The sequence below is a fragment of the Methylobacterium sp. 1A genome, assembly GCF_058072805.1.
Window position 1 is genome coordinate 113,198 of the sequence record NZ_JBYQVE010000003.1, and the last position, 25,862, is coordinate 139,059.

The following is a 25,862-nucleotide window of genomic DNA, read 5'->3' on the forward strand; positions in this document are numbered from 1 at the left end:
TTTCCCCCCTCGGCGGCCCGATCCAGCGGCGCAGCGACCCCACGGGTCGCTGCGCCGTTGTCGTTGTGGCTCGGGCGCGGCGCGAGGCCCCCGGCCCGGTGCCGCGCTGGAACGCCTCGGCCGCGGCGACGCGCGATCCGCGAGGGATTCGGATCGGGAACCGCGACACCGTGAAGGTCCGGATCGGACCGGTGGTCGCCCGCCGTCAGGGCCCGATGCGCCGCACGGGCGGCGCATCCTCCCGGGTCTCCCGCCCTGAGGGCGTCCAGAGGATGGACCGGTCGACGGCGCGGATGTCGCGATGGCCGCACAGGGCCATCGTCATGTCGAGTTCCGTGCGGATGATCTCCAGGGAGCGGGCGACGCCGGCCTGGCCGTAGGCGCCGAGCCCGTAGAGGAAGGCGCGGCCGATGAACACGCCCTTCGCGCCCAGGGCGACGGCCTTCAGCACGTCCTGGCCCGAGCGGATCCCGCCGTCCATCAGCACCTCGACGCGCCGGCCGACCGCGTCCGCGATTCCGGGAAGCGCAGCGATGGACGAGGGGGCGCCGTCGAGCTGCCGCCCGCCATGGTTCGAGACGATGAGCGCGTCGGCCCCGGTCGCGGTCGCCCTCTCGGCATCCTCGACGTCCAGGATGCCCTTCAGGATCAGAGGGCCCTGCCACCGGTCGCGGATCCGCCGCACGTCGTCCCAGTCCAGGCGCGGGTCGAACTGGTCCGCCGTCCAGGCCGAGATGGAGCGGGTATCCCGCACGCCGTCCACGTGCCCCACGATGTTGCGGAAGGTCCGGCGCTGCGTGCGCAGCATGGACCAGCACCAGCGGGGCTTGGTCAGGAGATCGAGAACCGTGCCCGGCGTCAGCCGCGGCGGGGCCGACAGGCCGTTGCGGATGTCCTTGTGGCGCTGCCCGAGGATCTGGAGGTCCAGCGTCAGGACCAGAGCCGAGCAGCCTGCCGCCTTCGCGCGGTCGATGAGGCGATCGTTGAAGCTGCGGTCGCGCATGAAGTAGAGCTGAAACCAGAACGGCTTGCTGACGTTCTCCGCGACGTCCTCGATGCTGCAGATGCTCATCGTCGACAGCGTGAACGGCACCCCCGCCGCCTCCGCCGCCCGTGCCGCCAGGATCTCGCCGTCGGCGTGCTGCATGCCCGTGAGCCCCGTCGGCGCCAGGGCGACGGGCATCGCGACGGCCTGACCGGCCATCGTCGTGGCGAGGGTACGGTCGGTCATGTCGACCGCGACGCGCTGGCGGAGCTTGATGCCGGCGAACTCGGCCTCGTTCGCGCGGTAGGTCGACTCCGTCCACGAACCGGAATCGCAGTAATCGTAGAACATCCGCGGCACCCGCCGCTTGGCGACCCGCCGCAGATCCTCGACCGTCGTGATGATGGGCGCCATGGGAGGTTCGGCCTCGCGACTGGATGACGGGGCCGGTCGCGGTTGAGGCGGGCTCGCGCCCGCTCGTACGCCGCGCGCTTCAGGCCGCGATGCCCCGTGCTGGAAGCTCGACGGTGCAACGGTTCGCTGGAAAACGGAAGCGCCTCCTCGCCGAATGCGCCGGTCGCACCAGGCCTCTCCCGCGCGTACACCGATCCTATAGCGCCTGTTGCGCTCGCCCGCGCCGCAGAGGAACGCCGGATCTCTGCCTGAAAGTACACATTCCGGATCGCGCCTGTTCGGATCTTCGCGTTCCGAGCGCGCGTCAGGACAGAATGAATGCAGGCGGAGCCTCGTCGTCATCGTCTTCGCCTTCGCCGCACCGCAGCGAAAGCGGTCGAGTGACGATCCGAGAGCTTCTTCTCACCGAAGCTGAGCGTCGAAGGTTTGCAGGATAGACATCGGCGCGCGGAATAGGGACCATCGTCGCCAACGCCGGGCCCGAGCATCGGCGGTGGGACGGATACGCCAATGAGGACGACGCGCCGCGTTTTCTTGACGGGGGCCGCATCCGCAGTCGCGGGCGGCCTGGCGCCGGGGGTGATCCGCTCGGCCTGCGCTCAGGGCGCCGGGTCGACCGTCCGGATCGGCATGGTGCTCCCGGTGACGGGGCCCGGCGCGGATGCCGGCCGCTACGCGCTCGCCGGGGCCAAGATCGCCCTGGAGACGGTCAACAAGGCCGGCGGCGTGCTCGGCAAGCCCCTGGAGATCGTCACGGAGGACGATCAGACCACCAATCCCGGCGCGGTCTTCGCCTTCTCGAAACTGGCGTCGCAGGGCGACCTCGTCGGCTTCCTCGGCTCGATCCGCTCGACCCAGAACCACGCGATGGCGCCCGACATCCTGAAGACGGGGAAACCCGTCTGTTTCGGCGGCACCGACCCGGTCCTGACGCAGCTCGGCAATCCCTGGCTGTTCCGCTTCCGCCCCAACGACACCTTCTCGGCCCGGGTGATCGCCGAGCACGGCGTCAACGGGCTGGGCAAGAAGAAGTGGGCGATCATCCACTCCACCGACGCCTTCGGCACCAGCGGCGCCAAGGCGCTGACCGAGAGCCTCGCCAAGGGCGGTGCCACGGTCGCCCTCGACCAGGGCTACACCAACCAGAGCCAGGACTTCACGCCGGTCGTGCTGGCGATCCGTCAGTCGGGCGCCGACGTGATCGGCTCGTACTTCACCTTCGAGAACGACATCGGCATCTTCGCCCGGCAGCTGCGCCAGCTCGGCGTCACCGCGCCCTGGGTCGGCTCGCCCTCGATCACCAACGTCACCGCCCTGAAGCTCGCCGGGCCGTCCCTCTACGGCACCTACGGCGTGGCCGACTACGCCGAGGAGTCGGGCGACGCCGCGCGCGCCTACGGCAAGGCCTACCGGGCCGCGATGAAGATCGCGCCCGACAACCAGTCCTCGTGGACCTTCGACGCGGTCACCGTGCTGGCCAAGGCGATCAACGCGGCGGGCAAGACCGATCCGCAGGCGGTCCGCGAGGCGATCCTGGCGGTGCGCGGCCACGAGGGCGCCGAGGGAACCTACAACTTCGACAAGAACGGCGACGGCCTGCACGGCTACAACGTCGTGCGCAACGACAAGGGCAACATCGTCTTCGACCGGCGGATCGACTTCTACCAAGGGTGAGCCGGCCGACGTGTTCGGGGTGCGTGAACGACATCCGGAGAAGGAGGCGAGAGTGCGGACCGCATGGACCTGATCCTGCAGCTCCTCTTCACCGGGATCGGCATCGGCTCCGTCTACGCCCTGGTGGCGCTCGGCTTCGTGCTGATCTTCCGCGCCACCAACGTGGTGAACTTCGCGCAGGGCGAGTTCTCGATGGTGGCGGCCTTCCTGATGGTGGTCTTCGCCGTCGACCTCCAGTGGCCCTACTGGCTCTCCCTTCTCCTGACCCTCGGCGGGATGGCGCTGCTCGGCGCCCTGTTCAATCTCGGCGTCTACTACCCGCTGCGGCACCGCAGCTACCTGCCGGTGATCATCTCGACCATCGGCGCCTCGATCTTCCTGGCGAACACGACGCTCGCCCTCTACGGGCCGCAGCCGCAAGTGCTCCCGCCCGTCTTCGAGACGCAAGGGTTCCTGCTCGGGCCGGTCTTCCTCGACAGCCAGTACCTGCTGATCATCGCGGTGACGGCGGCCCTGGTGGCGTTCCAGTACTGGTTCTTCGAGCACACTCTGGTCGGCAAGAAGCTTCAGGCGACGTCCCAGGACAAGGAGATGGCCGCCCTCCTGGGCATCCCGGTGGCCGGGATGATCATGCTGACCTTCGTGTACAGCGCGGTGCTCGGCGGCATCGCCGGCATCCTGGTGGCGCCGGTGCTGTTCGTGTCGATCCAGATGGGGGCCACGATCGCCCTCAAGGCGTTCGCGGCGACGATCATCGGCGGCTTCGGCGATGTCACCGGGGCGATCATCGGCGGCCTCGCGCTCGGCATCATCGAGACCTTCGGGGCGGCCTACATCTCGGTCCCCTACAAGGACGCCTTCGCGTTCCTGGTGCTGGTGGTGTTCCTGGTCGTGCGCCCGCAGGGCCTGTTCGGCGAGCGCGTGGCGGAGAAGGCATGAGCGGTCGCCCCTCCACCGTCGCCGGCCCGGCCGCAGCGGCTCCCGCGCCCCCGCCGCGCCGCCTGCCCCTCGGGAGCCTCGCCTACGCGGTCCTGGCCGCCGCCCTGGTGACGCTGGCCGCCACGACGCCGCTCAGCGGCTACGCCCTCAACATCCTGATGCAGGCGGCGACCTACGCCATCGCGGTGATCGGCCTTACCGTGGTGCTCGGTCTGTGCGGGCAGATCAACCTCGCCCAGGCCGCCTTCTTCGGGATCGGTGCCTACGCGGTCGGGCTCGGAACGGTCGACGGGGGCCTGAACTTCTGGATCTGCCTGCTCACCGGCCTCGGTCTCGCGGTCGTGCTGGGCGCCGCGCTCGGCGCCTCCACGCTGCGGCTCGGCGGCCACTACCTCGCCATGGTGACGATCTCGTTCCAGCAGATCCTGACGCTGGTCCTCACCAACTGGATCCCCGTCACGCACGGGCCGGACGGTGTGCCGAACATCCGCCGCCCGGCCCTGTTCGCGGACGGGCAGAGCTACCTCGCCCTGTGCGTGCTCGTGCTGGCCGTCGTCGGCTGGCTCGTCTGGCACATGCCGCGGACGCGGCTCGGGCGCGCCATGCGGGCGGTGCGCGACAACGAGCTCGCGGCGGGGGTCTCGGGCATCGACATCTACCGCACCAAGGTCGCGGCCTTCGCGCTCGGGGCGCTGCTGGCGGGGCTCGGCGGCGGGCTGTTCGCCGGCAGCTTCACCTATATCAGCCCGGACCAGTTCGCCTTCGCCGAGTCGATCGTCTTCCTGACGATGGCGCTGCTCGGCGGCGTCGGCTCGCCGGTGGGCGCCGTCATCGGCACGGCCCTGCTGATCCTGATCCCGGAATGGCTCCGCTTCCTCAAGGAAATCCCCGGGCTCTACCTCGCGATCTACGGGCTCGCGGTGATCCTGATCGTGGTGTTCATGCCCGACGGGATCTGGGGCTTCCTCGGCGACCAGGTCCGGCGGCTGCGCCGGTCCCGCCCGGTCCCACCACCCGCCGCCGAACTGACCCTGAGCCAGGGCGAGCCCTCCGCCGCGCCGATGCTGGAGGTGTCGGACCTGTCCAAGCACTTCGGCGGCCTCAAGGCCGTGGACGCGGTGAGCTTCACGGTGGCGCGGGGCGGCATCCACGCGCTGATCGGCCCGAACGGTTCCGGCAAGACCACGACGCTGAACGTCCTGTCGGGCCTCTACAGCCCCACGGGCGGCACCGTGCGGCTGGCCGGGCAGGACGTCACGCGCCTGTCCCCGCACCGGCGGGCGGCGGCCGGGATCGGGCGCACCTTCCAGAACATCCGCCTGTTCCGCTCCATGAGCGCCCTCGAGAACGTGGTCATCGGCGCCGAGCGGCCCAACAACCCCTCGGGCGCCCGCGACCGGGCGAGCCTGGAGGCCCGCGCCCGGGCGGCGCTGGCCTTCGTGGGGCTGGAGGAGCGGGCGCAGGAGCCGATCTCCGGCTTCTCGTACGGCCACCAGCGCCTGATCGAGATCGCGCGGGCGCTGGCCGGCAACCCCGTGCTGCTCCTCCTCGACGAGCCCGCCGCGGGGCTCAATTCCAGCGAGAAGAACGCCCTCACGGTGCTCCTGCGCCGGATGGCCGCCAAGGGCCTGACCATCCTGATCATCGACCACGACATGACGCTGGTGAGCGACGTGGCCAGCCACGTCACCGTGCTGAACTTCGGCCGCCGCATCGCCGACGGCGTCACGGCGACCGTGCTGCGCGAGCCGGCGGTGATCCAGGCCTATCTCGGCGAGGACGCCGCCGCCGGTCCGGCGGCGAGCCTCAAGACCGACCTCGCCCCGGCGTGACCCCAGCGATGACGACGCCCGCCACGCCCCTCCTCGAGATCCGCGACCTCGTCGTCCGCTACGGCGAGATCGAGGCCGTGCGTGGCCTGTCCTTCTCGGTCGGCGCCGGGGAGGTGGTGACGCTGCTCGGGTCCAACGGCGCCGGCAAGTCGACGACCCTCAAGGCGATCTCCGGGCTGGTGCGGCCCGCCGCCGGCACGATTCTGCTGGAGGGGCGGCCGCTGGAGGGCCTGAAGCCCGAGGCGATCGTGCGGCTCGGCGTCGCCCACGTCCCCGAGGGGCGCCGGGTGTTCCCGGGGCTCACGGTGCGCGAGAACATCATGCTGGGCGCGTCCAACCGCGCCGGCCTCGGCAAGCGGGCGCTGCGCGACGAGGTCGAGGCGATGTTCGATCTCTTCCCGGACATCCGCCGGTTCGGCGACGCCCTGGGCTGGACGCTGTCGGGCGGCCAGCTCCAGATGGTGGCCCTCGCGCGCGGCCTGATGGCCAAGCCCCGCATCCTGCTCCTCGACGAGCCCTCGCTCGGCCTGGCCCCGGTGATCGTCCAGGCGGTGTTCGCGATCATCGCCGAGGTGCGCCGCCGCGGGACCACCGTGCTGCTGGTGGAGCAGAACGCCCGGATGGGGCTCTCGGTCGCCGATCGGGGCTACGTGCTGGAGACGGGCCGGCTCGTCCTGCAGGGCGCGCCCGACGCCCTGTGGGCCAACGACGAGATCCGGTCGGCCTATCTCGGCGGACGGACGAGGCCCGAACTCGCGGGCTGACCGCACCGGGCCTGGTCGGCGGCTTCGTCGCTCGCGCGGTGCGGCGCACGCCACCACCGCCGGACGGAGCGGTGTCCGCGACGCGGCGGTCCGGAAGCGGTCGGACGCGCCTCGGCCCGCGAGCCCGCCGGCGTCACGACCGGCGCGTCTCCGCGGCCGCCGGCGGTACGTCGCGACCGTGAGGCCCGAGGCCGCCGACCGTCCGGCGGCCTCGGCCCGATATGCCTACGCGTTCTGGGTGGCGGGCGCGCGCGCGGGCAGCACCCAGTTGGGCCTGATGAAGTGGCAGGTATATCCGTCGGGACGCCGCTCCAGGTAGTCCTGATGCTCCGGCTCGGCCTCCCAGAACGGGCCGGCCGGCGCCACTTCGGTCACGACCTTGCCCGGCCACAGGCCGGAAGCGTCGACGTCGGCGATGGTCTCCTCGGCGACGCGGCGCTGGCCCTCGTCGGTGTAGAAGATGGCCGAACGATAGCTCGGGCCCCTGTCGTTGCCCTGGCGGTTCGGCGTCGTCGGGTCGTGGATCTGAAAGAAGAATTCCAGCATGCGCCGGAAACTCGTCCGCGCCGGGTCGTAGATGATCTCGATGGCCTCGGCATGGGTGCCGTGGTTGCGGTAGGTCGCGTTCGGCACGTCGCCGCCCGTGTAGCCGACGCGGGTCGACACGACGCCCTCCTGGCGCCGGATGAGGTCCTGCATGCCCCAGAAGCAACCACCGGCCAGCACCGCCCTCTCGGTTTCCATCGTCGCTCCTCCTGAGCCGTTCCACTGATCGCGCAGATATAGGGATCCCGAGGCGCTTCGCTCTGCGGCCTCGTAGCTTGCCATGCCTGCGATGCCTGCACGAGCACGCGCGGGGTTCCGAGAAGACGTTCGCTGCCGGGCGAACGTCTCCGAAGCGGCCTGTCAGCTCCGCACGAGCGGCTTGTTGACCTTGAAATTCTTCCGTGCCGGTTCGGCCTTGCGGGGATCCGGCTTGTCGGCGAGGAGCCGCTTCACGCGCTCGTTGAAGTCCTCGGGCGTGACGCCCTGCGCTTTGCCGGTCTTGAGTTCGCGTGCCATGTCGGCCTCCGCTTCGTGGCCCAGAGCACGGGATTGCGCGGAGGGATCGCACGCATATGGGCACGCGGCGGCCGCGGCGCCACCGATGTCCGGCCAGGATCGCTGCGTGCACGCGATGGACCGGCGGGCCGGGATGGGTTACGGTGGCTGCGAGGTTGATGACCGGTTCGTAATAACGCTTCAGGACCCGGGGGCGGTACCCGGCGCCTCCACCAGAAGCATCTTGCCCCGGATACCGCGCGGGGACGAGGGCGAGCGTCCGGCGTTGCGGATCGCGCGCTGCCAGGGTGCTTCTGCTGGGGGTGAAACAGGTTCGACTGGGCGGTAAAGGGATCGCGAGTTCTGCCCTGCCTCGGCAGGGTAAGATGCGGCTTTCGGTAAGGACTCGACCGGCTCGGCGCGGGCAACCCTCGTTCCGGGCACCTGACCAAAACTCTAAATGCCAACGACAACGTCGGCATGGAGATGCGCCTCGCGGCGTAATCTTCCGGGGCGTGGGTACGCCTAGCAACAGAACCCGAGGCTTCGGCCTCGGGACCCGCCTTTATCGTCTGCCCGTTGTTCAGTTCGGGGTCGCGTCCGGGCAGATCGGAGACTTGCTTGAACGAGCCCGAACAGGGCAGCGCGGAGGCCGTCTACATCTCGGCCATGGTCGGCGAGATGATGCGGCGCGTCCTGGAGGACGCTCTCGCCGAACTCGCGAGAACCCGCGGTGCGGCCTTCCTGGAGATCTTCGTGGCGCGCGAGCTGGCTCGCTGCGCCGACCTGTTCCGCGAGCGGCCCGGCGACACGCCGGAGACGACGGACATGTTGCGGGCCTGGTTCGCCATGGAGGGCGGTGAGGCGCTGCGCGCCGTGGTCGATCGCGCCAGCGTCGAGGCGGCGCGCGACTGAGGCACTCCGCGGATGTGCCTGCCGCCGGGCGCGGGCCCGTCCAGGCGGTCCGCGCACGGCGACAGTCCCCGGCGAACTGCTCGCCATCTTCCTGGGCTAAGCTCCGTCTCAGGAAAGTTGAGACCGCGATCCCGGCCGAGGACAAGGGAATCGGGGTGACCGCCGGTGAAACCAGCCGAGCGCGGCAGGCCTTCCGTCATCCCTGATCTTGTACCCGCCACACCGTCGATCAGCGAGAACCCGATCTGCCTCCGCGGCCACGGAGCGCCCGCGCGCCTCGGCGACGGACAGGCTGCAACCTACACATCTGTCGCCGAGAAGCTGGCGCTCGCGCTCATCACGAGCTTGCCCGCTTCGTCGTAGGCTTGAGCGGTGAACGCGTTCACCTCGGTGCGATAGCCCTCATCGCGCAGGATGTCGGTCAGCAGCCGGCGAAGGGTGTCGCGCAGCGCGTCCCGACCGGAAAGTTGCACGCCTTCGTCGTCCTTGACCGTGATGTGATCGGATGTGACGATGAAATATCGCGGCATCGGGCTCTCCGCCGACTGGACATAGCAGCGCGCATCACGCGGTCACCGGCCGCCGAGCCCACAATCGTCTACGCTCGCACAAAGGCGGCGCGCGGGCACTCACCTGGATCAATCGCCGCGGCGCGGAACGACCGGCTCTCTCGGTGAAGAGATCGTTCGCTCCGGAGCGCCCTGTCCGCCGTGCCGGATTGACGGGAACCGTCATCCGAGGCGGCAGTTCTGTGCCGGTACCGACCTGTACAGCCCGCACCGGTCGCGGCGCGCGTGAGTTCCGTCAGGCTGTAGCCAAAATCATCCGTCCGCGATCGGAATTATAGTTCGCTAATCGAGTTGCCTAGTGCCGATACAAAACATATAGTGCCGCGTCGGCGGGGGAGCCAATGCCTGAAATGGCCGGTATCGGTGTCGCGCGCGCCCGCGTCGACCGACGGACTTGGTCCGTTCACGGAGCGGCCAAACGCAACTCGGCCATCATCCAGGCCGGTCTCGCCCGGATCGTCGAGGACGAGATCCTGCCGCGTCTGGCGCTCGCGCATCGGGCGGATCCGCCGTCGCCCGCGTCGACGACGCGATCACCGACGCCTGAGCGCGTCGCCTCTCTCGCTCAAGCGCTGATGGAGGGCGAACCGCACGCCGAGTGGGTGCGCGCGCTCCTGGAAGAGGGCTTGTCGCTGGATGCCCTGCTGCTCGATCTGTTCGCACCCGCGGCGCGGTATCTGGGCGAGCTCTGGGAAGACGATGCCGCCGACTTCCTCGACGTGGCGCTCGCGCTCGGTCGCCTCCAGAACCTGACCCGCGCCCTGTGTGCGGATCTGGAGGGCGTGGACGTGACGGCGAACGGTCGCCGCGTCCTGCTGATGCCCTGTCCCGGCGAGACCCATCTCTTCAGCCTCGCGCTCGTGGCGAGCTTCTTCCGCGAGGCGGGGTGGGACGTGGTCCTGACCAACGGAGCGGACGAGGACCCCGCCAGCTTGGTCCGCGCCGAGCAGTTCGATCTGGTCGGCATCTCGCTGTCCTGCGACATCCTCCTGCCTGTGATGGCGGTGTCCGTGGCGAAGCTGCGCGCCGCGTCGTGCAACCCGGACCTGCGCGTCATCGTCGGCGGGCCGCTCTTCGTGCGGGAGCCTGCCAGCGCCCGTGTCGTCGGCGCGGACGCCGTCGCCGCGGACGCGCAATCGGCCGTCCGGATCGCGGAGGCCACTCTCGCGCGATGACGCCGCGCGGCCGGGGGCCGGATCCGGCGACTCGCTGCTGCGCGGATCCCTTCTCATCCGGACGGTGTTAGACGTGTCGCGGTAGAGAGGCAGAGATCCAGAATTTGCACGAGTTCGACGAGCAATTGGCGCGTGAATTCGTCCGCGGCCTCGTACAGTCGGCCGTCGCGCGCGGTCTCGATCCGGCTATCCGGCTCGATCAGTTCCGGGCGTTGCAGCAAGCGGTCGTCGCTCTATCGCGAGACGCTGCCGTGGTTCGAACCAGCGAGCAGATCATCCGGGCGATCGACTGCGCTCTCCAGGAACTGACCGCGGTGAGATCGTAGTCTGATCGGACGGTTTCCGCGGCGACGCGCGGGACAGGGCCGGTCGCGAGCGACCAGCGATGCCGCGTCCGACGGTCCGTTCAGCGCCCGTCCCTCGGGCCCGCGGTGACGGTTCGTTGCGGACACCCGGCAAGTGCCCTATCGGCCGCGGTGATGCCCGACCGATCCCTCCGCGCCGTCTGGTCCGACAGCCTCATGGCCGAGGTCGGCGCCCGCCTTCCGCTCTTCGACGACCTGTCCCCGGACACGATCCGGCGTCTGTCGGCCGAGGGCTTCGGGCGCGGCCTGCTGACGGCCTCCCTGCGCGCCCGCCTGCGGAAGGCCGGATTCCCGGATCTCGGTCATCTGGCCCAGTCTTCACCGGTCGCGATCGCCGCGATCAGGAAGTTCGGTCCCATCCGCGTCGAGCGCGTCCGGCACTTCATCCTCGACGTGCTGGCGCGCTGGCTCCCGGGCGGGCGGGAGATGCACACACCCGAGGCCACGCGGGCGCGGCGGCTCGGCCGGCTGCGCGGGCTGCCGGCCGGATGCCTGCCCCTCGCGGCGGGTCAGATCGCGGCGCTCCGCTTCGCGGACGCATCCTGTGCGGACATCGCCACGTGTTCGCGTCTCGGGCTCCTCCGGACAGGCGCCGTGACATCCGGTGACGTGGACCACGTCGTCGCCACGCTCACCCGCCTCGCTCGCGCGTCCGATCCGGTGCCTTCGCGTCCCCTGGAGGAGGCCCGGGCGGCACCGTCGTGCGACGCCGCGAGCGCGGCGGCCCGTCGCGCCGCTCTGCTGGCGGAGCAGGATCGCGAATGGGACGAGGCCGCACCGACCGCGCGCCGGCCTCAAAGCTGACGACCCGACCGGGTCCGGAATCGATTTCTCGTGGCGAGACCTAGCAGGGCCGCGCCCTGCCGCGGTTCGATCCGACGCGGCGCTGTTCCTGTCCTCGAGGCAGTTCCGCGCATCCTCGAAGACGTCGCGATCGGCCCCTCCGATTGGAGTCGTCACCGGCAACCCTTGCGCCGCCGCATCTGCACACCATCTACATACCATCCAACCGGATGTCGTATGGATGGTTCAAATGGCCGACAAGGTGCACGATCTGCGACCCAGGCTGCCGGACAGCGAGAAGATCACGCTCAACCTCGGTTTCGTCGACCTCGGCCATATCGACCTGATGGTGCGCGACGGCTTCTACGCCAACCGTGCCGATTTCATCCGTACTGCCGTGCGCAATCAGATCGAGCGCCAGGGCGAGGCCGTCAGGCAATCGGTCAGCCGGAAGCAGCTCAGCCTCGGCCTGTCGCACTACACGAAGCAGGCGCTCGAGGCAGCGCGCGACGCGGGCGCGCCGCTGCACATCCAGGTGCTCGGGCTGGCCAGCATCGCCCTCGACGTCACGCCCGAACTGGCGCGCGCCGCCATCGCCTCGGTCGAGGTGCTCGGCGCCTTCCAGGCTAGTCCCGCGGTCAAGGCGGCGCTCGCCGACCGGACGGCCTGACGGCGCCACCTCTCTCCGCCGACGCGGCCGGACCCCGCCGCGCCCGCTTCCCGCTCAGCCAGGACCCGTCCGATGGATCACGCCACGAAGACCGCCTTCACGCGCTTCGCGTTCCCGAAGGTCGACCCGGCCCGTGCCGCCCGCGCCGCGGAGGCGATGGCCAGGCTTCAGGAGCGCCAGGCCGCAGCCTTCAGGCTGTGGTCGGGGGCGGCCCGGAGCGCCGCCGAGACGGGTGCGCCGAGCGCGGACGCGGCCGACATCCTCGACATGGTCGCGCCCTCCGCTCCCGGCGAAGCCTGGGTCGCACCGGAGACGGCCGGAGGACGTCCGGGCCAGCATCCCCACGCCGGATCCGCGGGCGACATCGCCGGCACCGTGATGCGCACCGTCCAGGAGGCGCTGGCGAAGGCCGGCATCGGCGCGGATCGCGACGGGCGGGACGGCGCGACGCCGGCCGCGCCCCGGCTTCCGGAGGGGGCACGCTTCGAGGCCCGCACGTTCACCGGCGCGGCCGGGACCCGAAACTACAAGGTCTACGTACCGAGCGGCTACACCGGCCAGGCTCTGCCCGTCGTGGTGATGCTGCACGGCTGCACGCAGAACCCGGACGACTTCGCCGCAGGCACGCGGATGAACGCGGTCGCGGAGGCGCGCAGCGTCCTGGTGGTCTATCCGGAGCAGCCGCGCTCGGCCAACATGCAGCGGTGCTGGAACTGGTACGAGCCCGGCGACCAGCAGCGGGAGGGCGGCGAGCCCGCCCTGATCGCCGGCATCGTCCGGCAGGTAATCGCGGAGTTCTCGGCCGATGACAGGCGGGTCTACGCGGCCGGCCTGTCGGCAGGCGGGGCTGCCGCCGCGATCCTGGCGATGACCTACCCCGACCTGTTCGCGGCGATCGGCGTCCATTCCGGCCTGGCCTGCGGCTCCGCGCGGGACGTGCCCTCGGCCTTCGCGGCCATGAAGGGGGACGGCGCGCGCGCGACGGGACAACGCCACGCCGTGCCGCTGATCGTGTTCCACGGCGACCGCGACCGCACGGTGCACGCGGCCAACGGCGATCGCGTGGCCGCGCAGGGGCCGTCGGACCCGGAACTCCGCACAGCGGTGACCCAGGGCCGGACACCGGACGGGGTGGACTACACCCGCACCGTCCGTTCGGACGCGTCCGGCCGCGCCATCGTGGAGCAGTGGGTTCTGCACGGAGCCGGGCACGCGTGGTCGGGCGGCAGCCCGGCCGGCTCGTTCACCGACCCGCGCGGACCGGACGCGAGCCAGGAGATGATCCGCTTCTTCCTGGAGCACGCGCGCGCCGCCGGTGCCAGACCCTGAATGTTGCCGGCCGGTCGGCCGCATCGGCCCGGCCGGATCACGGGACAGACCGCTTCGATCGCAACCGGTCGGCGCGCTCGCGTCCGTCCCGATCATCCAACGGGCGCTGGGCGCAGGTCTCGAGCGGGCCCGCCGCGTCGCGCGCCGGGCGCGACGCCCGTCCGGTCAGGGCTATCTTTGTCGGCCGTGAGAGCGCAGAGTGTTGCCATCACCGGATCGGTTGATCCAGGCTCCGGTGGCTGAGGGTCCATGCCCCCGCCTGCAACGGACAGGCGCGCGTGGCAGACCTCATCACGTTTCCCGCCAAGCCGCGCTCACGACACGCGCGCCGCGCCTATCAGGTCCACCGGCTCGCCCCGACCGGTGGCGTGCTCACGACTTGCGTCATCACAGCGCGCAACGACGGCGACGCCAAGCGGCAGGCAGCGGGTCTGATCGCGGGGCATCATGCCGAGCTCTGGGCAAGCGACCGCCTCGTTGCCGTCTTCGGCCTGTTCGAGACCCCGGTCGCGACCGCGATCCGGTTGCTTCCAGACCAGCCGACGCCCGAACGGTGAGGACGACGTCGTCGGGGCTGTCACCGTATCCAGGAGCGAGATCATGGCAGCGGAACAGAAGCGCGGAAATCGCGAAGCCAAGAAGCCGAAGAAGTCTGTGCCCAAGACCAACGCGTCGGCGCCCTCCGTCAAGGGCTCCGTCGCGGCCGCCACGAAGCCGCCCCGGAAGGCCTGACGCGATGCTCGCGCGTCACGGCCAAGCCGCGTGGTAGAGCCCGGCCAACCCCGGCCATGCCCGGTGATGCGGAAGCTGACCAGGTTGGTCGTCCGTATGGCGCAGCGACCCGGCCTCCTCGAGAGCGGGCGGCTGATCGATCAGCTCACGGATCTGGAAACCGAGGGCCTGGCCCGGAATATTTCGTGGCGCTCCATCGAGACGATCAGGGCCACTCGATTGAAGCTGCGCGTCGAGGGCCTGATGCCGACGTCGTCTCTGCCGCTCGCTCCCTGATGGATGTGCGCATGACTGATCGTGAGACGTGCTTGGAGGCTCTGGGAGCGCTCATCGTCCGGGCGGACCCGGCCGATCTCGCGGCCGCCCAAGATATCCTGCTGCGACTCGTCCTGCGTGAAGACGGTGCGGAGCGACGCGCGGCGGCCCTCGACGGGCTCCGTGCCGAACTCGCGTGCGCGACGCGGGCGGGCTCCCGCTCGCGCGAGCAGGAAGCCTTTCACACGGTCCTCCTCGCGATGATCGAGCGGACCCGCGACATGGCCGGTGCCACGACGGCGTGACGCACCGCCGCTGGCCGAGCGACCGCGGAAGCGCGACCCGGTCCTCCGAGGCACGAATGTCCCGCGCCTCCCGTCAGATGCCGATGCTCGCCGCCCCGGCCGCGGCCGCCTGCGGAACGGTGGCGCCGTTCCGCAACGCCATCGCTATGGCGATCGACATGGTGTCGATGGCGAGCGCGCGATCCTGCCCGTAATCGTAGGAGCTGTTTCTCCCGGAACTCAGCCGCGCGTAGTAGGCGTCGGGGAATTCCCGATCGATCCGCGTTCTGAGGAGCTGAGCTGCCGCGGCGTAGTTGGCTTCGAAATCCCGGCCCTTGCTCGCCGATGCCCCCTCGAAGGTCCCGGCTTCCTTTCGCTTGGCGATCGCATCGGACCTGCGCTCCTGCGCGCTGCCAAGAAAAAACTGGATCGTTCTGGAGATCAGCCACCGGACGATGGTCATCGGAATCTCCTGAGCGGGCGGCGAATGCGTGCCCGTGCGGATACATAGCACATCGCGTCGCGCCCTGATCTTAAAAATACGACTTCGGAGACAATTAGGAGCCCCGGCCTACCGCCGCGGTATGCCGGGACGGGGGCCGGACGCCGCGCGCCCACCGAGTCGTCGCGCGTCCCGGCACCCGGCCGTGCCTGCACAGCCGACGGTCACGGCGGAGAAATCTGCGGACCCGGATGCACCAGGGTCGTGTCGTGTTCGGTCGCCTGCCACACGGGCCAGGAGCCCTCGCGCACGAACATGGCGAACGCCTCGATCACGTCCGGCCGGTCGAAGGCGTGCACGCCCTCGACTGCACGCCCGACGATGCAGACCGCATCCGCCACAGCGGCCGCGGGCGAGCGGATATCCAGTGAGAACATCACGCCCGATCGATCGGGCCTGAGCGCGTCGGGCAGGACGTCGATCTTGCGCCAGAGGCAGTACCACCGGGCACAGGCCTCCGGGCGTTCGCTGTAGATCCCGCAGCCCGTTCCGGTGTTGTGCCGGCACACGATCCCTGCCGGCTTGTCGAGGGCAGGGATCGCCAGAGCACGGCAGCACACCGTGCAGGAACCGCATGACCGGTCGGGGACGGTGCGCTCGGGAACGCGCGGGGCATCCCGGCTCGGGACGCCGCGGGCTCGTGCTTCGCTTGCGATCGGTCTGTCCTCGATTGCCGTCGTGCGGCGGCGATGGTGCTGATCTCGGAGAGGCGAGGGGGCTGCGCAACCGTCGGTCGCTGCACAGCCCGCGGAGCCGCATCGCCCTCATACCGTGCCGGCGGCCGCTGTTCACGTCCCCCGTCCGGGATGCCGCTCCGCGATCGGGCCGGACCGAGAGGGCGGCGGGTGCTGCGCGCCAGGAACGGCGTCTTCCCGGCGCGTGCCGGGCGCTTCGACGACGGGCCGTGCCAAGCGGCGCCCGATCCCGCAGGCGGGTGGCTCAGGCGGCCGGGCGCCGCGCGTGCCGCCACGCCGCGATCGCGCTCCGTCTCGCCTCGAAGGCCGTGCGCAACCGCGTGCCCGGTGCGCCCTGACGCTCCGCGCCGAAGCCGTGGAGCAGGACCGCATCGGGTCCGAAGGCGCGACGCATCTCGGCGCGCCAGAGGCGGTCCGCGACGGCGAGCGTCGTCTCGGTTTCCGCGAAGCGTTCGATGTTCATGGCAGACGTCCTCCGCTCACCGCCGCCTGCCACAACGCGCTGTCCTGCCCGGAGGTCCAACGCGGCCGTGACCCCGGTCGCGGCCGCAGATCGGCTCGGGGGATCGGCGCGGCTGGAAGACCTCGTGGGTCACGAGGGTCGCACTTCGGCTTCTCCGCGCGATCCCGCGGTGTGGCCGGGCCAGGGGGCCGCCGTGTCAGAGCGCCCGCGCGAGGCCCGCTTCCAGATCGAGTGCGCTGGCGGTCTGCTGAGAGAGGCGGACGCCCGTCGGCTCGACCTCCGCATCGGCTTTCACCGCGCGGCGCACGATGGCCAGCGCCTCGTCCTCCGAGGTGGTAATCGCGGCGTAGAACATGACCAATCGGCCCGACAGCTCCGCGTCGTCGGGCCGCGTCACCTTGAGGATGAAGGCCGTCTGATTGGGTTCGATCATCGCCGCATCGGCCGGGTGGATGTCCTTCGTCGTCGTCATGGATCGCAAGGGCCTCGATCTCGGTCCATCCGGACGCCTTCCGCCGGGCCGGTGCACCATGGCGGATGCGCGTCACGGGACGTCGCGTCGTCCCCCGCGCGCCCGCCCGCCCGAGACGGTTCAGGCGGGCGTGAGTTCGCCTTCCCGCACGGCGCGCTCGCCGCTCGCGGACTTGATGCGGTAAGTCGGCTCGCCGGAACGGTCGTCCGGCGTCAGGCGGACCACCTCGAAGAGGCCGTCGACGGTGCTCTTACTGCCAGCGTAGCTGATCCCCAGCTGCCGGACATGCTGGCCGATCTTGAACTTGTGAGACATGGGTCGTCCTCCGGAGTGATGGCGCGCGCGGGCTGGGTTCGGCCTAGCGGCGTGCTAGCGGCGTGCACGCGCCTTGCGGGCCGCGAATCGCGCGTCGCGTGCCGCCTTCTGTTCGGCGGCGCGGGCAACCTGCTGCTCCGCCTTCTCGGCGGCCAGACGGTCGGACTCGGCCTCGGCGCGGGCCTGCGCGGCCTGGACCTCAGCCTCACGCTCGATCTCGGCGGCCAGACGAACGGCTTCCCGTTCGGTCGCCCGCAGGTCCCGGGCCTGGACGACCGCGCGCCGCGCGGCTTGCCGAGCGAGGACGACCGGATCATCGGCCGCCGGGCGTGCCCGGAACCGGGCCAGTGTGGCCTGCCGCGCTCTGGCCGTCTCCGCGAGACGATCGACGAGGTGATCGGTTTTCAAAGGCTTCACGAACTCTCCGTGGGCGCACCGGACGTCAGCCCCCGGTGGCGAGACATGGATGAAGCCGCTCCGCGTAGGAACGGCTTCGAAGCGCGTCACGAGTGGACGCGTGAGACTCAGGCCGCCTGAAGGCTGCCGGCCGACTGCTTGCCGGTCCTCCGGTCGGTCTCCATCTCGTAGGAGACCTTCTGGCCCTCGTTCAGGCCTTGCATGCCGGCGCGCTCGACGGCCGAGATGTGGACGAACACGTCCTTGCCGCCGTCATCCGGCTGGATGAAGCCGAAGCCCTTGGTGTCGTTGAACCATTTAACGGTGCCGATGGTCATAGGTATTCCATGTCAGTGAAGGCAAATAGATAGGGCGGGCGCATGGATCACACGCGCCCGGTCGCCGGATGTCGAAAATGGGAGAGATGCAGAACGCTCGCCCTGTTGAGGCGATACGGCCGGATACCTGGCCAAAAATCGATTTCATATCTGTACGCCATCGACGTGTCGATGACAAGTACATTGAGAAATTGCGCGTTTCACGCCGATTTGTGCGGCGATTATTTATCCTGAAACTTCGCGTGGCGTTTCCCGTGAACGGCTCGGACGAAGCGGCTTGCCGGTTCCCGTGCGGTCCCGCGTTCGGCCGCCCGATCTCCGGCAGTGTCGACGGCCGGTCGCGCGTGATGAGGAGGGCCGCGCCAGCGGGGCGGACAAGCGGCGGCAACGTCGGCTCCGACCCGTGATGCCGTCCGCGCCATGGCGCGGATGCGGCGACGTGAACACCTGGCCGCGGGGCGTCCCGGCTCTCTCTACACGCGCACGCAATCCACGGTTCGCGCGCCGGCTCTGGGAGCCGGCGCGCCGTCAGATCCGGAAGCGCGCTACAATGACCCAGGATCTGCCGGACTTTCCCCCGGAGGCGTTCGCCAAGCACGACCGCGATCCCGATCCCGCCTTCTACGCGCAACCGCGCTTCGTGACCCATATCGATGCCGCCGCGGTCGCGGCGGTCACCGACCTCTACAGGGCGATCGTGCCGGCGGGCGGCGACGTCCTCGACCTGATGTCGAGCTGGGTCAGCCACCTGCCGGACGAGGTCGCGTATGCCAGCGTCACCGGTCACGGCCTGAACGCCGCCGAACTCGCCGCCAACCCGCGCCTGACCCGGCATTTCGTGCAGGACCTCAACGCCGAGCCGCGCCTGCCGCTCGACACGGCCTGCGTCGACGCCGCGCTGATCTGCGTCTCGGTCCAGTATCTCCAGCGCCCCGTCTCCGTCCTGTCCGAGGTCGCGCGCGTGCTGCGCCCCGGCGCTCCGGCGGTGATCAGCTTCTCGAACCGCTGCTTCCCGACCAAGGCGGTGGCCATCTGGAGTGCCCTCGACGGTGGGGGACATGCCCAGCTCGTCGGCCTGTACCTCCAGCGCGCCGGCTTCGCCCGCGTCGAGCGGCGCGTCCTCAAGCCCGCGGGAGGGCCCGGCGACCCCGTGACGGCGGTGGTCGGCTGGACCGCCGCGGCCTGATCGGTCCGGATTCGGCCGTCACCGGGACCGCGCCCGGTCTCTCAGGCCGGCGCGCGCGCCGGGAACCAGTTGCCGTGGAAGCCCGGGGGGATCCGGTGCCCGAGGCGGATCCGGGCGAGGGGAGGGGCGTCGAACGCCCGCGCGTCGAGGACGGTGAAGTCGGTCACGTCGCCGGCGGTGTCGATCACGAGCCCGACGAGCCAGCCCTCGTCCTCATCGGCCCCGGTCCGCGCCGGCACGAAGACGAACTCCCCCGGAACGTGACCGGGACCGAAGTCGTGCACGTGGCGCGCGCCCGTCTCGAGGTCGTGCTTGTAGAGCTGCGTCGCACCGGCGAGCTGCGTGTTGCCGTCGGCCGGCACGCTGACCGTGTAGACGTAGCGGTGGCGCTGCCCGAGGCGCCGCTCATCGATGCGGGGGAATTCCTGCGCCGCCGCGTCGATCACGCGCCGCTCGACCCGACCCGTCGACGGGTCGATGATCCAGCGCTCGAGCCGGCCCGGCGCGTCGAGCCCGCCGGCGGCCGAGGCGAACACCGTCCCGTAGGCGACGACATCGAGGATCACCCGCCCGTCCGCGTCGTCGTAGGCGTTGGCGGTGTGGAACACGAAGCAGGGCTCGACGGCGCACCAGACGATGTCGGCGCCGTCGCCCTGACGCGGGAGGAGGCCGACACGGGCCCCGTGGCCGGGGTTCCAGCGGAACGGGAAGCGGTACCCGGCGAGCAGGGCCCGGAACGAGAACGTGACCGGCAGGTCCAGCACGATCACGAAGCGCGCCGTGATCGCGCAATCGTGGATGCAGGGGCCGTGCGCGACCGCGACCGGCACATCGCGCACGACCCGCCCGCTCGGGGCGAGGACGACGTGGCGCACGCTGTCCCAGACGCGGCCGTCATACGCGACGGCGTGCGTCTCGCCGGTCAGCGGGTCGCGGTGTGGGTGCCCGCTGAAGGAGCCGGCCAGCGTCCCGTCGAACGGGTTGTAGCGCTGCGCCTCCAGGGTGGGCGAGAGTTCGACCGGGAAGCTGCCGGCCTCCACCACCGCGAAGATCCGGTCGCCGATCGCGACGACGTTGGTGTTGACGGTGTCGTTGCCGCCCCGCCGCGGCCCGGGCGCCGCGGGCCGCTCGAGCGCCGCGGCGGCCGTGCGCGAGCCGATCCAGCGGTTGCGATACCACAGCGCCCTGCCGCCCTCGAGCGCGAGACCGTGCACCATGCCGTCGCCGAGGAACCAGTCGTGGCCCCGCGTCGCCGCGCGGACGGGGTTCGCCCCCATCTTGAGATAGAGGCCGTCGAGGCCGGGCGGGATCGTCCCGGTGACCGGCAGGTTCTCCAGCGTCAGCTCCGCGCGCATCGGCGCGTGGACACCGACGACGAAGGGATTCGCCGCCCTGGGCAGCCGCAGCCGGTTGCAGGCCGCCACTAGGCCGACGCCGAACTCGGCGGCCGCGCGGAAGGCCGATTGGACTCGATTCGGCATCGGCAGCGCTTCTAGGATGGGGCGGCGGGCAGGAGCGACATCGACGCGAGGCCGTCCGGGTCCTCGCCATGGGAGGCCGCCGCACGCGCTTCACGGCGCAGTATAGCCGAAAGCGGTGAGGCGGCGCGCTGCCGGATGCCGCTGCGACCGGAGGCGGCGCGCGTGACGCATGCGGGTGGTCTCGCGACGGTCCGCCTCCGCGCGGCGATCCAGGGTCGCGGACGTTGCCGCCGCGCCCGCTCCCGACCCGAGGCCGGCTCTCGCGACGTCCGCTCCGCGTCGTTCCGACCTGCCGGCCCGCGGGATCGGGCCCATGGCCGTGCCTCGCCGCGACGAGACTCGCGATGAATCGGCATCGGCTGCGTGGCCGGGCTCGCGGCGCGCTGGATCGAACAGCGGCCGGGTGACGTTCCTCATGGCCTACATCGCCCAGACAGGAGGAACGCTCATGCGAATTCGCTATCTGCTGCCGCTCGTCGGCTTGCTCGCGCTCACGGCCTGCAAGGACGAGAAGAAGGCCGAGACCCCCCCGCCGCCTCCGCCTCCCGCCGGCACGGCGCCGGCGAACCCTGCGCCTCCGGCCACGACGACGAACCCGGCTCCCGCCAACAAGCCGTAGCCGAGGCGCCTCGAAGGTGGCGGGCCCTGTGACGCATTCCAGGCCCACAGGGCCCGCCCATCGCGACCGGGGCCGACGCCGCTGCCGCCGGCGATGCCGCCGGTCTGGGCGCGCAGCCGAAGCGAAGCTCCGCGACGGGGACGGGGCAGTTCCGTTCCGCACCGCGATCCGGCGCAGCGTCAGCACCGCCTGCTCCGCGCTCGTCTTCCGACCGCGCCGCATGTCCGGCTCCCTCGGTCGAAGCCGATCCTCTCGCTCGCACCGGCCAGGACGGGTCCAAGTCGGTCGGGTCCAGGTCGGTCGGGTCCAGGTCGGTCGGGTCCAAGTCGGTCGGGTCCAAGTCGGTCGGGTCCAAGTCGGTCGGGTCCAGGTCGCTCGGGTTCAGGTCGGCCGGGTCGAGCGGGCCGATCGGGTCAGGGCGGCTCCGGTCAGAGCGAGGCGAGGGCGACACCGCCCAGGGCCGTGAGCGCGACGACGATCCACGGCGCCACCCGACCGACCGTCAGCAGCACGAACGCCAGCACGGCCACGGCGAAATCGCGCGGGTTGCCGACCGCGCTGCTCCAGACGGGATCGTAGAGCGCGGAACCGAGGATTCCGACCACCGCCGCGTTGGTCCCGCGCATCGCAGCCTGGGCCAGCGGACGCGTCCGGAACGCGTCCCAGTAGGGCAGCGTGCCGTAGACCAGGAGCACGCCCGGCAGGAAGATCGCGACCAACGCGATGGCCGCGCCGACCACGCCGTGGGGCGACGGCCCCGCGACCGCGCCGAGGTAGGCCGCGAACGTGAACAGCGGGCCGGGCACGGCCTGGGCGGCGCCGTACCCGGCGAGGAAGGTGCCGGGGCCGACCCAGCCCGGCGCGACCACCTCGGCCTGCAGCAGCGGCAGCACCACGTGGCCGCCGCCGAACACCAGGGAGCCGGAGCGGTAGAAGGCGTCGAACAGCGCCAGGCCCTGGGATGGCAGGCCGGCGACGAGCAGATGGGGCACGACGAGGAGCAGGGCGAAGGCGACCAGCGCCGCGGCGCCGGCCCGCCGGGACACTGGGACCGCGAGGTGCCCCGCCTGCGCCTGCGGTGCCGCCCGGCAGAGGACGAGCCCGGCGAGGGCACCGAGGGCGATGGCGCCGAGCTGCCCGACCGAGCCCGCGACGAACACCGTGAGGAACAGGGCCGCCACCGCGATGCCGGCGCGCGGCCGGTCCGGTGCCAGGGAGCGGGCCATCCCCCAGACCGCCTGCGCGACGACCGCCACGGCGACGAGCTTGAGACCGTGGATCACGCCGTCGGCGACCGGACCCGACAGGGCCGCGGCGCCGTAGGCGAAGGCCAGGAGCAGCAGGGCCGAGGGCAGCGTGAACCCCGCCCAGGCGGCGAGCCCGCCCAGGAGGCCGCCGCCGCGGAGCACGCCGAGCGAGAACCCGACCTGGCTGGAGGCGGGCCCGGGCAGGAACTGACACAGCGCCACCAGGTCGGCATAGCCGCGCTCGTCCAGCCATCGGCGCCGGGTGACCAGCTCGTCGCGGAAGTAGCCCAGGTGCGCGATGGGGCCGCCGAACGCGGTCAATCCGAGCTTGAGGAAGGCGCGGAAGACCTCTCCCACGGAACCGGGCGCGCGTGCGGACGCGGACTCGGGCCGCCCGGGCTCAGCGGACGATGAGGCGTCGGTCATGGGCGGCCTGGGTCCGGGCGTGTCGCGAAGGGGCGGGCGTGGCTGGCGTCCAACGACCGGCACCGGGCACCTCGGGGTCGAGCCGCGTCCGGATGCCGTCCGGGAAGAACACCGCCGGGCGTATTACCAAGCTTACCACCCGGCCTACCAGCAGGCGCACCAGGATGACCCAACCGGTTTCCGCGGTTCGCGGGCGGGCGTGCCGGGAGCGCGTCCGTCACGTCCTCGCGAACAGGCGGAGCGGCCCTGGGGCGTTCGCGGGACTGATCCGCTCCACTCGAAGTCGGCGAGGCCGGGCGCGGGACGAACCGCGCGGGATACCATCCCGGCCGGGCGGGATGGCACCGGACGAGTCTCGGCCTTCGATGGGCGCGAAGCTGGGCAGATCTCGGGCCTTGACCTTCCAACGGTGGGAAGCCCCATCTCGTCCGGACGCCGTCGGAAGGAGAGCCACATGGTCCGCTTCGAGGTCGGGAAGACGGGGCGCGGCGGCTGCGCCGGGTCCGTGACCCGCGCCGTGCAGGCCGTCGCGCCCGGCGCCCGGATCGAGGTCGACATAGAGGTCGACCTGGCGACGAAGCGCGTCACCGCGGCCGGCTTCCCGGCCGAGCCCCTGCTCGCGGCGGCCCGAGGTGGCGCCGCAGCGACCGGAATCGCACGTCGGCGTCCACGTCCCGGCCGCGGACATGGTCCCGCCGCCAGAACCGGTGTAATCCCGTACCCATGAGCCCGGACCGGCAGATCCTGCGCCTGATGGCGGCGATGATCCTCGCGATCATCGCCTACGTCGCGCCGTCCGCCGCCCAGGCCCACGAGGGCCATGCTCACCACGGCCACCGCGCGGCCGCGGCGCAGCCGAGGGCGGTCGCCCCGGTCGCCGCGTCCGTACCGGTGACGCCCGCCGCCCGGTCGGCGGCGCCGGCATGGTCCAAGCTCGCCCGCGCCACCGTCGCGGCGGCGCGCGTCGAGCCGACCGAGGACGGGTGCTGTCGTCCGGGCCGCGAGACCCGCTGCTGCGGGACGATGGCCTGCTGCGCCACCGGCGTCCTCGGGGGGCCCCCTGGCCTGTCGCCGGACCTGTTCGGCGCCGTCACGCTGGTCCCGGGCGACGTCGCCGGCCGCACCGGCCTCGGCCCCGAGGCCCTGCCCGAGCCCCCACGAACCCGCGCGTGAGATGAGGCGCGCCCGAGGCGCGCGACGCCCGAGGTGCGCCCGCCCGTGGCCGCGCCCGGCATCCCCATCGCGAGGATACCGTTTCCATGTCGACCCGTCTTGCCGCCGCCCTCGGCGCGGTGGCGCTGCTCGCCGCCGTCCCGGCGGGGCCCGCCCGCGCCCACGAGGGCCACGACCACGGCGCCGCCCCGCCCCCCGTCTCGAAGACCATCGCCCCGCGCGGCGAGGCCTTCTCCGACGCCTTCGAGCTGGTCGCCATCCCGCGCGACGGCGCCCTGACCCTGTTCCTCGACCGCTTCCGGACGAACGAGCCGGTGACCGGCGCGACGATCGAGGTCGAGACCCCCGAGGGCCCGAGGACCGCCAGCGCCACGCCCGGGGGCGGCTACACGCTGCCGGCCCCGTGGCTGTCGAGGCCCGGCCGGCACGACCTCGTCGCGACGGTCACCGCCGGCGACGCGGTCGACGTGCTGCCGGTCACGGTGACCGTGCCGGCCGATGCCGGCGCCGCAATTCCCGCCGAGCCGGCCGCGGCACGGGCGGCGCTCGCGCGCGTCTCGGAGGTCGCCCGCGGCGTCCGCCAGCGCCTCGGCGCCGGGGACCCGATCCTGGTCGGCGCGGTCGCCGTCGCCTTCCTGCTCGGCGTCCTCGTCACCGCGCTCGCGCGGGGCCGCCGCGGCGTCCCGACGGCGGCGCTGATCGCCGTCGGCATCACCCTCGTTCTGGGTACCGCCGCCTTCGCGCACGGCGACGACGACCGCGAAGCCCCCGTGCAGGGGGCCGCGCTGACCGGGACGCGCCCGGCCGCGCCGTCCGCGTCGGATCTCGCGCAGCGCCTGCCCGACGGATCCGTCTTCGTGCCGAAGCCCACCCAGCGCCTGCTCGCCCTGCGCACGACGGTGACCGAGCGGGACAGCTTCCACCGCTCGGTCGAGCTGCCCGGCCGCATCATCCCGGACCCGAACGCCAGCGGCGTCGTGCAGTCCTCGGTCGGCGGTCGCCTGTCGCCTCCGCCCTCGGGACTGTTCCCGCGCCTCGGCACGCGGGTGCGCAAGGGCGAGGTCCTGGCCACGGTCACACCGCCGATCCAGGCCGTCGACGTCTCCGACATGCGCCAGACGCAAGGGGATCTCGACCAGCAGATCTCCATCGTCGAGCGCCGGGTCGACCGCTACAGGCGGCTCGCCCTGACCGGCGCCGTGGCCCAGACCCAGCTCGACGACGCCCTGGCCGAGCTCAAGGGCCTGCAGGACCGACGGACGGCCCTCGACAGGATCAGGCGTGAGCCGGAACCGCTCGTCGCGCCGGTCGACGGCGTCGTCGCGCAGGCCGCGGCGGTGGCCGGTCAGATGGCCACCCCCGGGCAGATGGTCTTCCAGGTCGTCGACCCGGGCCGCCTCTGGGTCGAGGCTCTGAGCTTCGACGCCCTCGCGGCGGCGCAGGACGCCACGGCACGGCTCGCCGACGGCCGGACCCTCAAGCTCGCCTACCAGGGTTCGGGCCTCGCCGACCGCAACCAGGCCATCCCGGTGCAGTTCGCCGTCCAGGGCGACGCCTCGGGCCTGCGGGTCGGGCAGTTCGTCACCGTGCTCGCCGGGACCGACACCGAGCAGGCCGGGCTGGCGCTGCCGCGCGCGGCGGTCGTGCGCGCGGGGAACGGGCAGGACGTCGTCTACGAGCACACCACCGCCGAGCGCTTCGAGGCGCGGCCGGTCCGCGTCGAGCCGCTCGACGGCGGCCGGGTGCTGGTGGCGGAGGGGGTCGGGCCCGGCAAGCGGGTCGTGACGCAGGGCGCCGAACTCCTCGACCAGGTCCGCTGAGGG

At 71.6% G+C, this 25,862-nt stretch carries 32 protein-coding genes and 1 other RNA gene; 20 read left to right on the top strand and 13 right to left on the bottom strand.

What is annotated here, in order from left to right; genetic code table 11:
- Positions 1 to 205: 205 nt before the first annotated feature.
- A complete protein-coding gene (locus ACX9MN_RS32055; RefSeq protein ID WP_091978511.1) occupies positions 206 to 1,399 on the bottom strand; it encodes an alpha-hydroxy acid oxidase in 1,194 nt (397 codons plus the stop codon).
- A 510-nt stretch (positions 1,400 to 1,909) separates the two neighbouring features.
- Between ACX9MN_RS32055 and ACX9MN_RS32060 the strand changes: the two genes are divergently transcribed.
- From ACX9MN_RS32060 to ACX9MN_RS32075, 4 genes are all read left to right on the top strand, one after another.
- Positions 1,910 to 3,073, top strand: a complete 1,164-nt coding sequence (locus ACX9MN_RS32060; RefSeq protein ID WP_020094897.1) for an ABC transporter substrate-binding protein — start codon at positions 1,910 to 1,912, stop codon at positions 3,071 to 3,073.
- Positions 3,074 to 3,136: 63 nt separating this feature from the next.
- Complete coding sequence (locus ACX9MN_RS32065; protein WP_012329745.1) at positions 3,137 to 4,012, top strand: branched-chain amino acid ABC transporter permease; 876 nt, start codon at positions 3,137 to 3,139, stop codon at positions 4,010 to 4,012.
- Positions 4,009 to 5,844 (top strand): branched-chain amino acid ABC transporter ATP-binding protein/permease, encoded by a 1,836-nt coding sequence (locus ACX9MN_RS32070; protein WP_489726424.1) that lies wholly within the window; start codon positions 4,009 to 4,011, stop codon positions 5,842 to 5,844. The genes ACX9MN_RS32065 and ACX9MN_RS32070 overlap by 4 nt, the downstream gene beginning before the upstream one ends.
- Positions 5,845 to 5,852: 8 nt before the next feature.
- Positions 5,853 to 6,608: an ABC transporter ATP-binding protein gene (locus tag ACX9MN_RS32075; protein WP_020094895.1), complete on the top strand. Its 756-nt coding sequence runs from the start codon at positions 5,853 to 5,855 to the stop codon at positions 6,606 to 6,608.
- A 225-nt stretch (positions 6,609 to 6,833) separates the two neighbouring features.
- Here ACX9MN_RS32075 and msrA read toward each other — a convergent pair whose 3' ends face one another.
- Both msrA and ACX9MN_RS32085 read right to left on the bottom strand, forming a co-directional pair.
- A complete protein-coding gene (msrA, locus tag ACX9MN_RS32080; RefSeq protein ID WP_447683132.1) occupies positions 6,834 to 7,352 on the bottom strand; it encodes a peptide-methionine (S)-S-oxide reductase MsrA in 519 nt (172 codons plus the stop codon).
- 162 nt (positions 7,353 to 7,514) lie between these two features.
- A complete protein-coding gene (locus ACX9MN_RS32085; protein WP_020094893.1) occupies positions 7,515 to 7,670 on the bottom strand; it encodes a hypothetical protein in 156 nt (51 codons plus the stop codon).
- 163 nt (positions 7,671 to 7,833) lie between these two features.
- Here ACX9MN_RS32085 and ssrA point away from each other — a divergent pair.
- Both ssrA and ACX9MN_RS32095 read left to right on the top strand, forming a co-directional pair.
- Positions 7,834 to 8,006, top strand: a transfer-messenger RNA (tmRNA) gene (ssrA, locus tag ACX9MN_RS32090).
- Positions 8,007 to 8,270: 264 nt separating this feature from the next.
- The gene (locus tag ACX9MN_RS32095) at positions 8,271 to 8,564 is read left to right on the top strand and encodes a hypothetical protein (RefSeq protein ID WP_056530538.1); all 294 of its coding nucleotides are present in this window, start codon (positions 8,271 to 8,273) and stop codon (positions 8,562 to 8,564) included.
- Between the two features lie 299 nt (positions 8,565 to 8,863).
- On the opposite strand, the gene ACX9MN_RS32100 is transcribed toward ACX9MN_RS32095, so the two are convergent.
- Positions 8,864 to 9,094: a DUF6894 family protein gene (locus ACX9MN_RS32100; protein WP_020094891.1), complete on the bottom strand. Its 231-nt coding sequence runs from the start codon at positions 9,092 to 9,094 to the stop codon at positions 8,864 to 8,866.
- 380 nt (positions 9,095 to 9,474) lie between these two features.
- Here ACX9MN_RS32100 and ACX9MN_RS32105 point away from each other — a divergent pair, with 380 nt between their 5' ends.
- The 9 genes from ACX9MN_RS32105 (at position 9,475) to ACX9MN_RS32145 (ending at position 14,747) form a co-directional block, all read left to right on the top strand.
- Positions 9,475 to 10,308, top strand: a complete 834-nt coding sequence (locus ACX9MN_RS32105; protein WP_026605210.1) for a cobalamin B12-binding domain-containing protein — start codon at positions 9,475 to 9,477, stop codon at positions 10,306 to 10,308.
- Between the two features lie 104 nt (positions 10,309 to 10,412).
- Positions 10,413 to 10,634: a hypothetical protein gene (locus ACX9MN_RS32110; RefSeq protein ID WP_020094889.1), complete on the top strand. Its 222-nt coding sequence runs from the start codon at positions 10,413 to 10,415 to the stop codon at positions 10,632 to 10,634.
- Between the two features lie 153 nt (positions 10,635 to 10,787).
- A complete protein-coding gene (locus ACX9MN_RS32115) occupies positions 10,788 to 11,477 on the top strand; it encodes a hypothetical protein (RefSeq protein WP_489726425.1) in 690 nt (229 codons plus the stop codon).
- 229 nt (positions 11,478 to 11,706) lie between these two features.
- Positions 11,707 to 12,126 (top strand): CopG family transcriptional regulator, encoded by a 420-nt coding sequence (locus tag ACX9MN_RS32120; protein ID WP_020094887.1) that lies wholly within the window; start codon positions 11,707 to 11,709, stop codon positions 12,124 to 12,126.
- A 72-nt stretch (positions 12,127 to 12,198) separates the two neighbouring features.
- Positions 12,199 to 13,455, top strand: coding sequence for an extracellular catalytic domain type 1 short-chain-length polyhydroxyalkanoate depolymerase (locus tag ACX9MN_RS32125; RefSeq protein WP_489726426.1), 1,257 nt, complete (start codon positions 12,199 to 12,201; stop codon positions 13,453 to 13,455).
- A 278-nt stretch (positions 13,456 to 13,733) separates the two neighbouring features.
- Positions 13,734 to 14,012 (top strand): hypothetical protein, encoded by a 279-nt coding sequence (locus ACX9MN_RS32130; protein ID WP_091681675.1) that lies wholly within the window; start codon positions 13,734 to 13,736, stop codon positions 14,010 to 14,012.
- Between the two features lie 43 nt (positions 14,013 to 14,055).
- A complete protein-coding gene (locus ACX9MN_RS32135) occupies positions 14,056 to 14,187 on the top strand; it encodes a hypothetical protein (RefSeq protein ID WP_273564905.1) in 132 nt (43 codons plus the stop codon).
- Between the two features lie 96 nt (positions 14,188 to 14,283).
- On the top strand, positions 14,284 to 14,463 hold the full coding sequence (locus ACX9MN_RS32140) for a hypothetical protein (protein ID WP_244435266.1): 180 nt from the start codon (positions 14,284 to 14,286) through the stop codon (positions 14,461 to 14,463).
- An 11-nt stretch (positions 14,464 to 14,474) separates the two neighbouring features.
- Complete coding sequence (locus ACX9MN_RS32145) at positions 14,475 to 14,747, top strand: hypothetical protein (RefSeq protein WP_128083350.1); 273 nt, start codon at positions 14,475 to 14,477, stop codon at positions 14,745 to 14,747.
- A gap of 73 nt (positions 14,748 to 14,820) precedes the next feature.
- On the opposite strand, the gene ACX9MN_RS32150 is transcribed toward ACX9MN_RS32145, so the two are convergent.
- From ACX9MN_RS32150 to ACX9MN_RS32180, 7 genes are all read right to left on the bottom strand, one after another.
- Positions 14,821 to 15,189 (bottom strand): hypothetical protein, encoded by a 369-nt coding sequence (locus ACX9MN_RS32150; protein WP_020094882.1) that lies wholly within the window; start codon positions 15,187 to 15,189, stop codon positions 14,821 to 14,823.
- A 203-nt stretch (positions 15,190 to 15,392) separates the two neighbouring features.
- Positions 15,393 to 15,737 (bottom strand): hypothetical protein, encoded by a 345-nt coding sequence (locus ACX9MN_RS32155; protein WP_132368237.1) that lies wholly within the window; start codon positions 15,735 to 15,737, stop codon positions 15,393 to 15,395.
- A gap of 430 nt (positions 15,738 to 16,167) precedes the next feature.
- Complete coding sequence (locus tag ACX9MN_RS32160; RefSeq protein ID WP_020094880.1) at positions 16,168 to 16,386, bottom strand: hypothetical protein; 219 nt, start codon at positions 16,384 to 16,386, stop codon at positions 16,168 to 16,170.
- Between the two features lie 196 nt (positions 16,387 to 16,582).
- On the bottom strand, positions 16,583 to 16,858 hold the full coding sequence (locus ACX9MN_RS32165; RefSeq protein WP_020094879.1) for a hypothetical protein: 276 nt from the start codon (positions 16,856 to 16,858) through the stop codon (positions 16,583 to 16,585).
- Positions 16,859 to 16,978: 120 nt separating this feature from the next.
- Complete coding sequence (locus tag ACX9MN_RS32170) at positions 16,979 to 17,173, bottom strand: hypothetical protein (RefSeq protein ID WP_020094878.1); 195 nt, start codon at positions 17,171 to 17,173, stop codon at positions 16,979 to 16,981.
- A 54-nt stretch (positions 17,174 to 17,227) separates the two neighbouring features.
- Positions 17,228 to 17,581 (bottom strand): DUF6481 family protein, encoded by a 354-nt coding sequence (locus ACX9MN_RS32175; RefSeq protein ID WP_020094877.1) that lies wholly within the window; start codon positions 17,579 to 17,581, stop codon positions 17,228 to 17,230.
- Positions 17,582 to 17,697: 116 nt separating this feature from the next.
- Positions 17,698 to 17,907 (bottom strand): cold-shock protein, encoded by a 210-nt coding sequence (locus tag ACX9MN_RS32180; RefSeq protein WP_012329763.1) that lies wholly within the window; start codon positions 17,905 to 17,907, stop codon positions 17,698 to 17,700.
- 550 nt (positions 17,908 to 18,457) lie between these two features.
- On the opposite strand from ACX9MN_RS32180, the gene ACX9MN_RS32185 reads away from it, so the two are divergent.
- A complete protein-coding gene (locus tag ACX9MN_RS32185; protein WP_020094876.1) occupies positions 18,458 to 19,093 on the top strand; it encodes a class I SAM-dependent methyltransferase in 636 nt (211 codons plus the stop codon).
- Positions 19,094 to 19,134: 41 nt separating this feature from the next.
- On the opposite strand, the gene ACX9MN_RS32190 is transcribed toward ACX9MN_RS32185, so the two are convergent.
- Positions 19,135 to 20,574, bottom strand: coding sequence for an 8'-apo-carotenoid 13,14-cleaving dioxygenase (locus ACX9MN_RS32190; RefSeq protein WP_489726427.1), 1,440 nt, complete (start codon positions 20,572 to 20,574; stop codon positions 19,135 to 19,137).
- A gap of 313 nt (positions 20,575 to 20,887) precedes the next feature.
- Between ACX9MN_RS32190 and ACX9MN_RS32195 the strand changes: the two genes are divergently transcribed.
- Complete coding sequence (locus tag ACX9MN_RS32195) at positions 20,888 to 21,193, top strand: hypothetical protein (protein WP_489726428.1); 306 nt, start codon at positions 20,888 to 20,890, stop codon at positions 21,191 to 21,193.
- Between the two features lie 428 nt (positions 21,194 to 21,621).
- Here ACX9MN_RS32195 and chrA read toward each other — a convergent pair whose 3' ends face one another.
- Positions 21,622 to 22,866: a chromate efflux transporter gene (gene chrA / locus ACX9MN_RS32200; protein WP_026605208.1), complete on the bottom strand. Its 1,245-nt coding sequence runs from the start codon at positions 22,864 to 22,866 to the stop codon at positions 21,622 to 21,624.
- A gap of 454 nt (positions 22,867 to 23,320) precedes the next feature.
- Here chrA and ACX9MN_RS32205 point away from each other — a divergent pair, with 454 nt between their 5' ends.
- The 3 genes from ACX9MN_RS32205 to ACX9MN_RS32215 all read left to right on the top strand — a co-directional run bounded on the left by ACX9MN_RS32205 (position 23,321) and on the right by ACX9MN_RS32215 (position 25,859).
- The gene (locus ACX9MN_RS32205) at positions 23,321 to 23,593 is read left to right on the top strand and encodes a hypothetical protein (RefSeq protein ID WP_489726429.1); all 273 of its coding nucleotides are present in this window, start codon (positions 23,321 to 23,323) and stop codon (positions 23,591 to 23,593) included.
- Positions 23,590 to 24,039, top strand: a complete 450-nt coding sequence (locus ACX9MN_RS32210) for a hypothetical protein (RefSeq protein WP_489726430.1) — start codon at positions 23,590 to 23,592, stop codon at positions 24,037 to 24,039. The genes ACX9MN_RS32205 and ACX9MN_RS32210 overlap by 4 nt, the downstream gene beginning before the upstream one ends.
- 86 nt (positions 24,040 to 24,125) lie before the next feature.
- Positions 24,126 to 25,859, top strand: coding sequence for an efflux RND transporter periplasmic adaptor subunit (locus ACX9MN_RS32215; RefSeq protein WP_489726431.1), 1,734 nt, complete (start codon positions 24,126 to 24,128; stop codon positions 25,857 to 25,859).
- Positions 25,860 to 25,862: the final 3 nt, after the last annotated feature.

Bases quoted from the DNA above. Each gene is read 5' to 3' on its own strand.
- ACX9MN_RS32115 (WP_489726425.1), top strand. From the start codon at position 10,788: ATGCCCGACCGATCCCTCCGCGCCGTCTGGTCCGACAGCCTCATGGCC.
- ACX9MN_RS32145 (WP_128083350.1), top strand. From the start codon at position 14,475: ATGACTGATCGTGAGACGTGCTTGGAGGCTCTGGGAGCGCTCATCGTC.
- ACX9MN_RS32070 (WP_489726424.1), top strand. From the start codon at position 4,009: ATGAGCGGTCGCCCCTCCACCGTCGCCGGCCCGGCCGCAGCGGCTCCC.
- ACX9MN_RS32140 (WP_244435266.1), top strand. From the start codon at position 14,284: ATGGCGCAGCGACCCGGCCTCCTCGAGAGCGGGCGGCTGATCGATCAG.
- ACX9MN_RS32210 (WP_489726430.1), top strand. From the start codon at position 23,590: ATGAGCCCGGACCGGCAGATCCTGCGCCTGATGGCGGCGATGATCCTC.
- ACX9MN_RS32165 (WP_020094879.1), bottom strand. From the start codon at position 16,858: ATGACGACGACGAAGGACATCCACCCGGCCGATGCGGCGATGATCGAA.
- ACX9MN_RS32075 (WP_020094895.1), top strand. From the start codon at position 5,853: ATGACGACGCCCGCCACGCCCCTCCTCGAGATCCGCGACCTCGTCGTC.
- msrA (WP_447683132.1), bottom strand. From the start codon at position 7,352: ATGGAAACCGAGAGGGCGGTGCTGGCCGGTGGTTGCTTCTGGGGCATG.
- ACX9MN_RS32125 (WP_489726426.1), top strand. From the start codon at position 12,199: ATGGATCACGCCACGAAGACCGCCTTCACGCGCTTCGCGTTCCCGAAG.
- ACX9MN_RS32105 (WP_026605210.1), top strand. From the start codon at position 9,475: ATGCCTGAAATGGCCGGTATCGGTGTCGCGCGCGCCCGCGTCGACCGA.
- ACX9MN_RS32205 (WP_489726429.1), top strand. From the start codon at position 23,321: ATGGTCCGCTTCGAGGTCGGGAAGACGGGGCGCGGCGGCTGCGCCGGG.
- ACX9MN_RS32180 (WP_012329763.1), bottom strand. From the start codon at position 17,907: ATGACCATCGGCACCGTTAAATGGTTCAACGACACCAAGGGCTTCGGC.
- ACX9MN_RS32150 (WP_020094882.1), bottom strand. From the start codon at position 15,189: ATGACCATCGTCCGGTGGCTGATCTCCAGAACGATCCAGTTTTTTCTT.
- ACX9MN_RS32055 (WP_091978511.1), bottom strand. From the start codon at position 1,399: ATGGCGCCCATCATCACGACGGTCGAGGATCTGCGGCGGGTCGCCAAG.
- ACX9MN_RS32160 (WP_020094880.1), bottom strand. From the start codon at position 16,386: ATGAACATCGAACGCTTCGCGGAAACCGAGACGACGCTCGCCGTCGCG.
- ACX9MN_RS32120 (WP_020094887.1), top strand. From the start codon at position 11,707: ATGGCCGACAAGGTGCACGATCTGCGACCCAGGCTGCCGGACAGCGAG.
- ACX9MN_RS32065 (WP_012329745.1), top strand. From the start codon at position 3,137: ATGGACCTGATCCTGCAGCTCCTCTTCACCGGGATCGGCATCGGCTCC.
- ACX9MN_RS32185 (WP_020094876.1), top strand. From the start codon at position 18,458: ATGACCCAGGATCTGCCGGACTTTCCCCCGGAGGCGTTCGCCAAGCAC.
- ACX9MN_RS32085 (WP_020094893.1), bottom strand. From the start codon at position 7,670: ATGGCACGCGAACTCAAGACCGGCAAAGCGCAGGGCGTCACGCCCGAG.
- ACX9MN_RS32135 (WP_273564905.1), top strand. From the start codon at position 14,056: ATGGCAGCGGAACAGAAGCGCGGAAATCGCGAAGCCAAGAAGCCGAAG.
- chrA (WP_026605208.1), bottom strand. From the start codon at position 22,866: ATGACCGACGCCTCATCGTCCGCTGAGCCCGGGCGGCCCGAGTCCGCG.
- ACX9MN_RS32215 (WP_489726431.1), top strand. From the start codon at position 24,126: ATGTCGACCCGTCTTGCCGCCGCCCTCGGCGCGGTGGCGCTGCTCGCC.
- ACX9MN_RS32100 (WP_020094891.1), bottom strand. From the start codon at position 9,094: ATGCCGCGATATTTCATCGTCACATCCGATCACATCACGGTCAAGGAC.
- ACX9MN_RS32190 (WP_489726427.1), bottom strand. From the start codon at position 20,574: ATGCCGAATCGAGTCCAATCGGCCTTCCGCGCGGCCGCCGAGTTCGGC.
- ACX9MN_RS32170 (WP_020094878.1), bottom strand. From the start codon at position 17,173: ATGTCTCACAAGTTCAAGATCGGCCAGCATGTCCGGCAGCTGGGGATC.
- ACX9MN_RS32060 (WP_020094897.1), top strand. From the start codon at position 1,910: ATGAGGACGACGCGCCGCGTTTTCTTGACGGGGGCCGCATCCGCAGTC.
- ACX9MN_RS32195 (WP_489726428.1), top strand. From the start codon at position 20,888: ATGGCCGTGCCTCGCCGCGACGAGACTCGCGATGAATCGGCATCGGCT.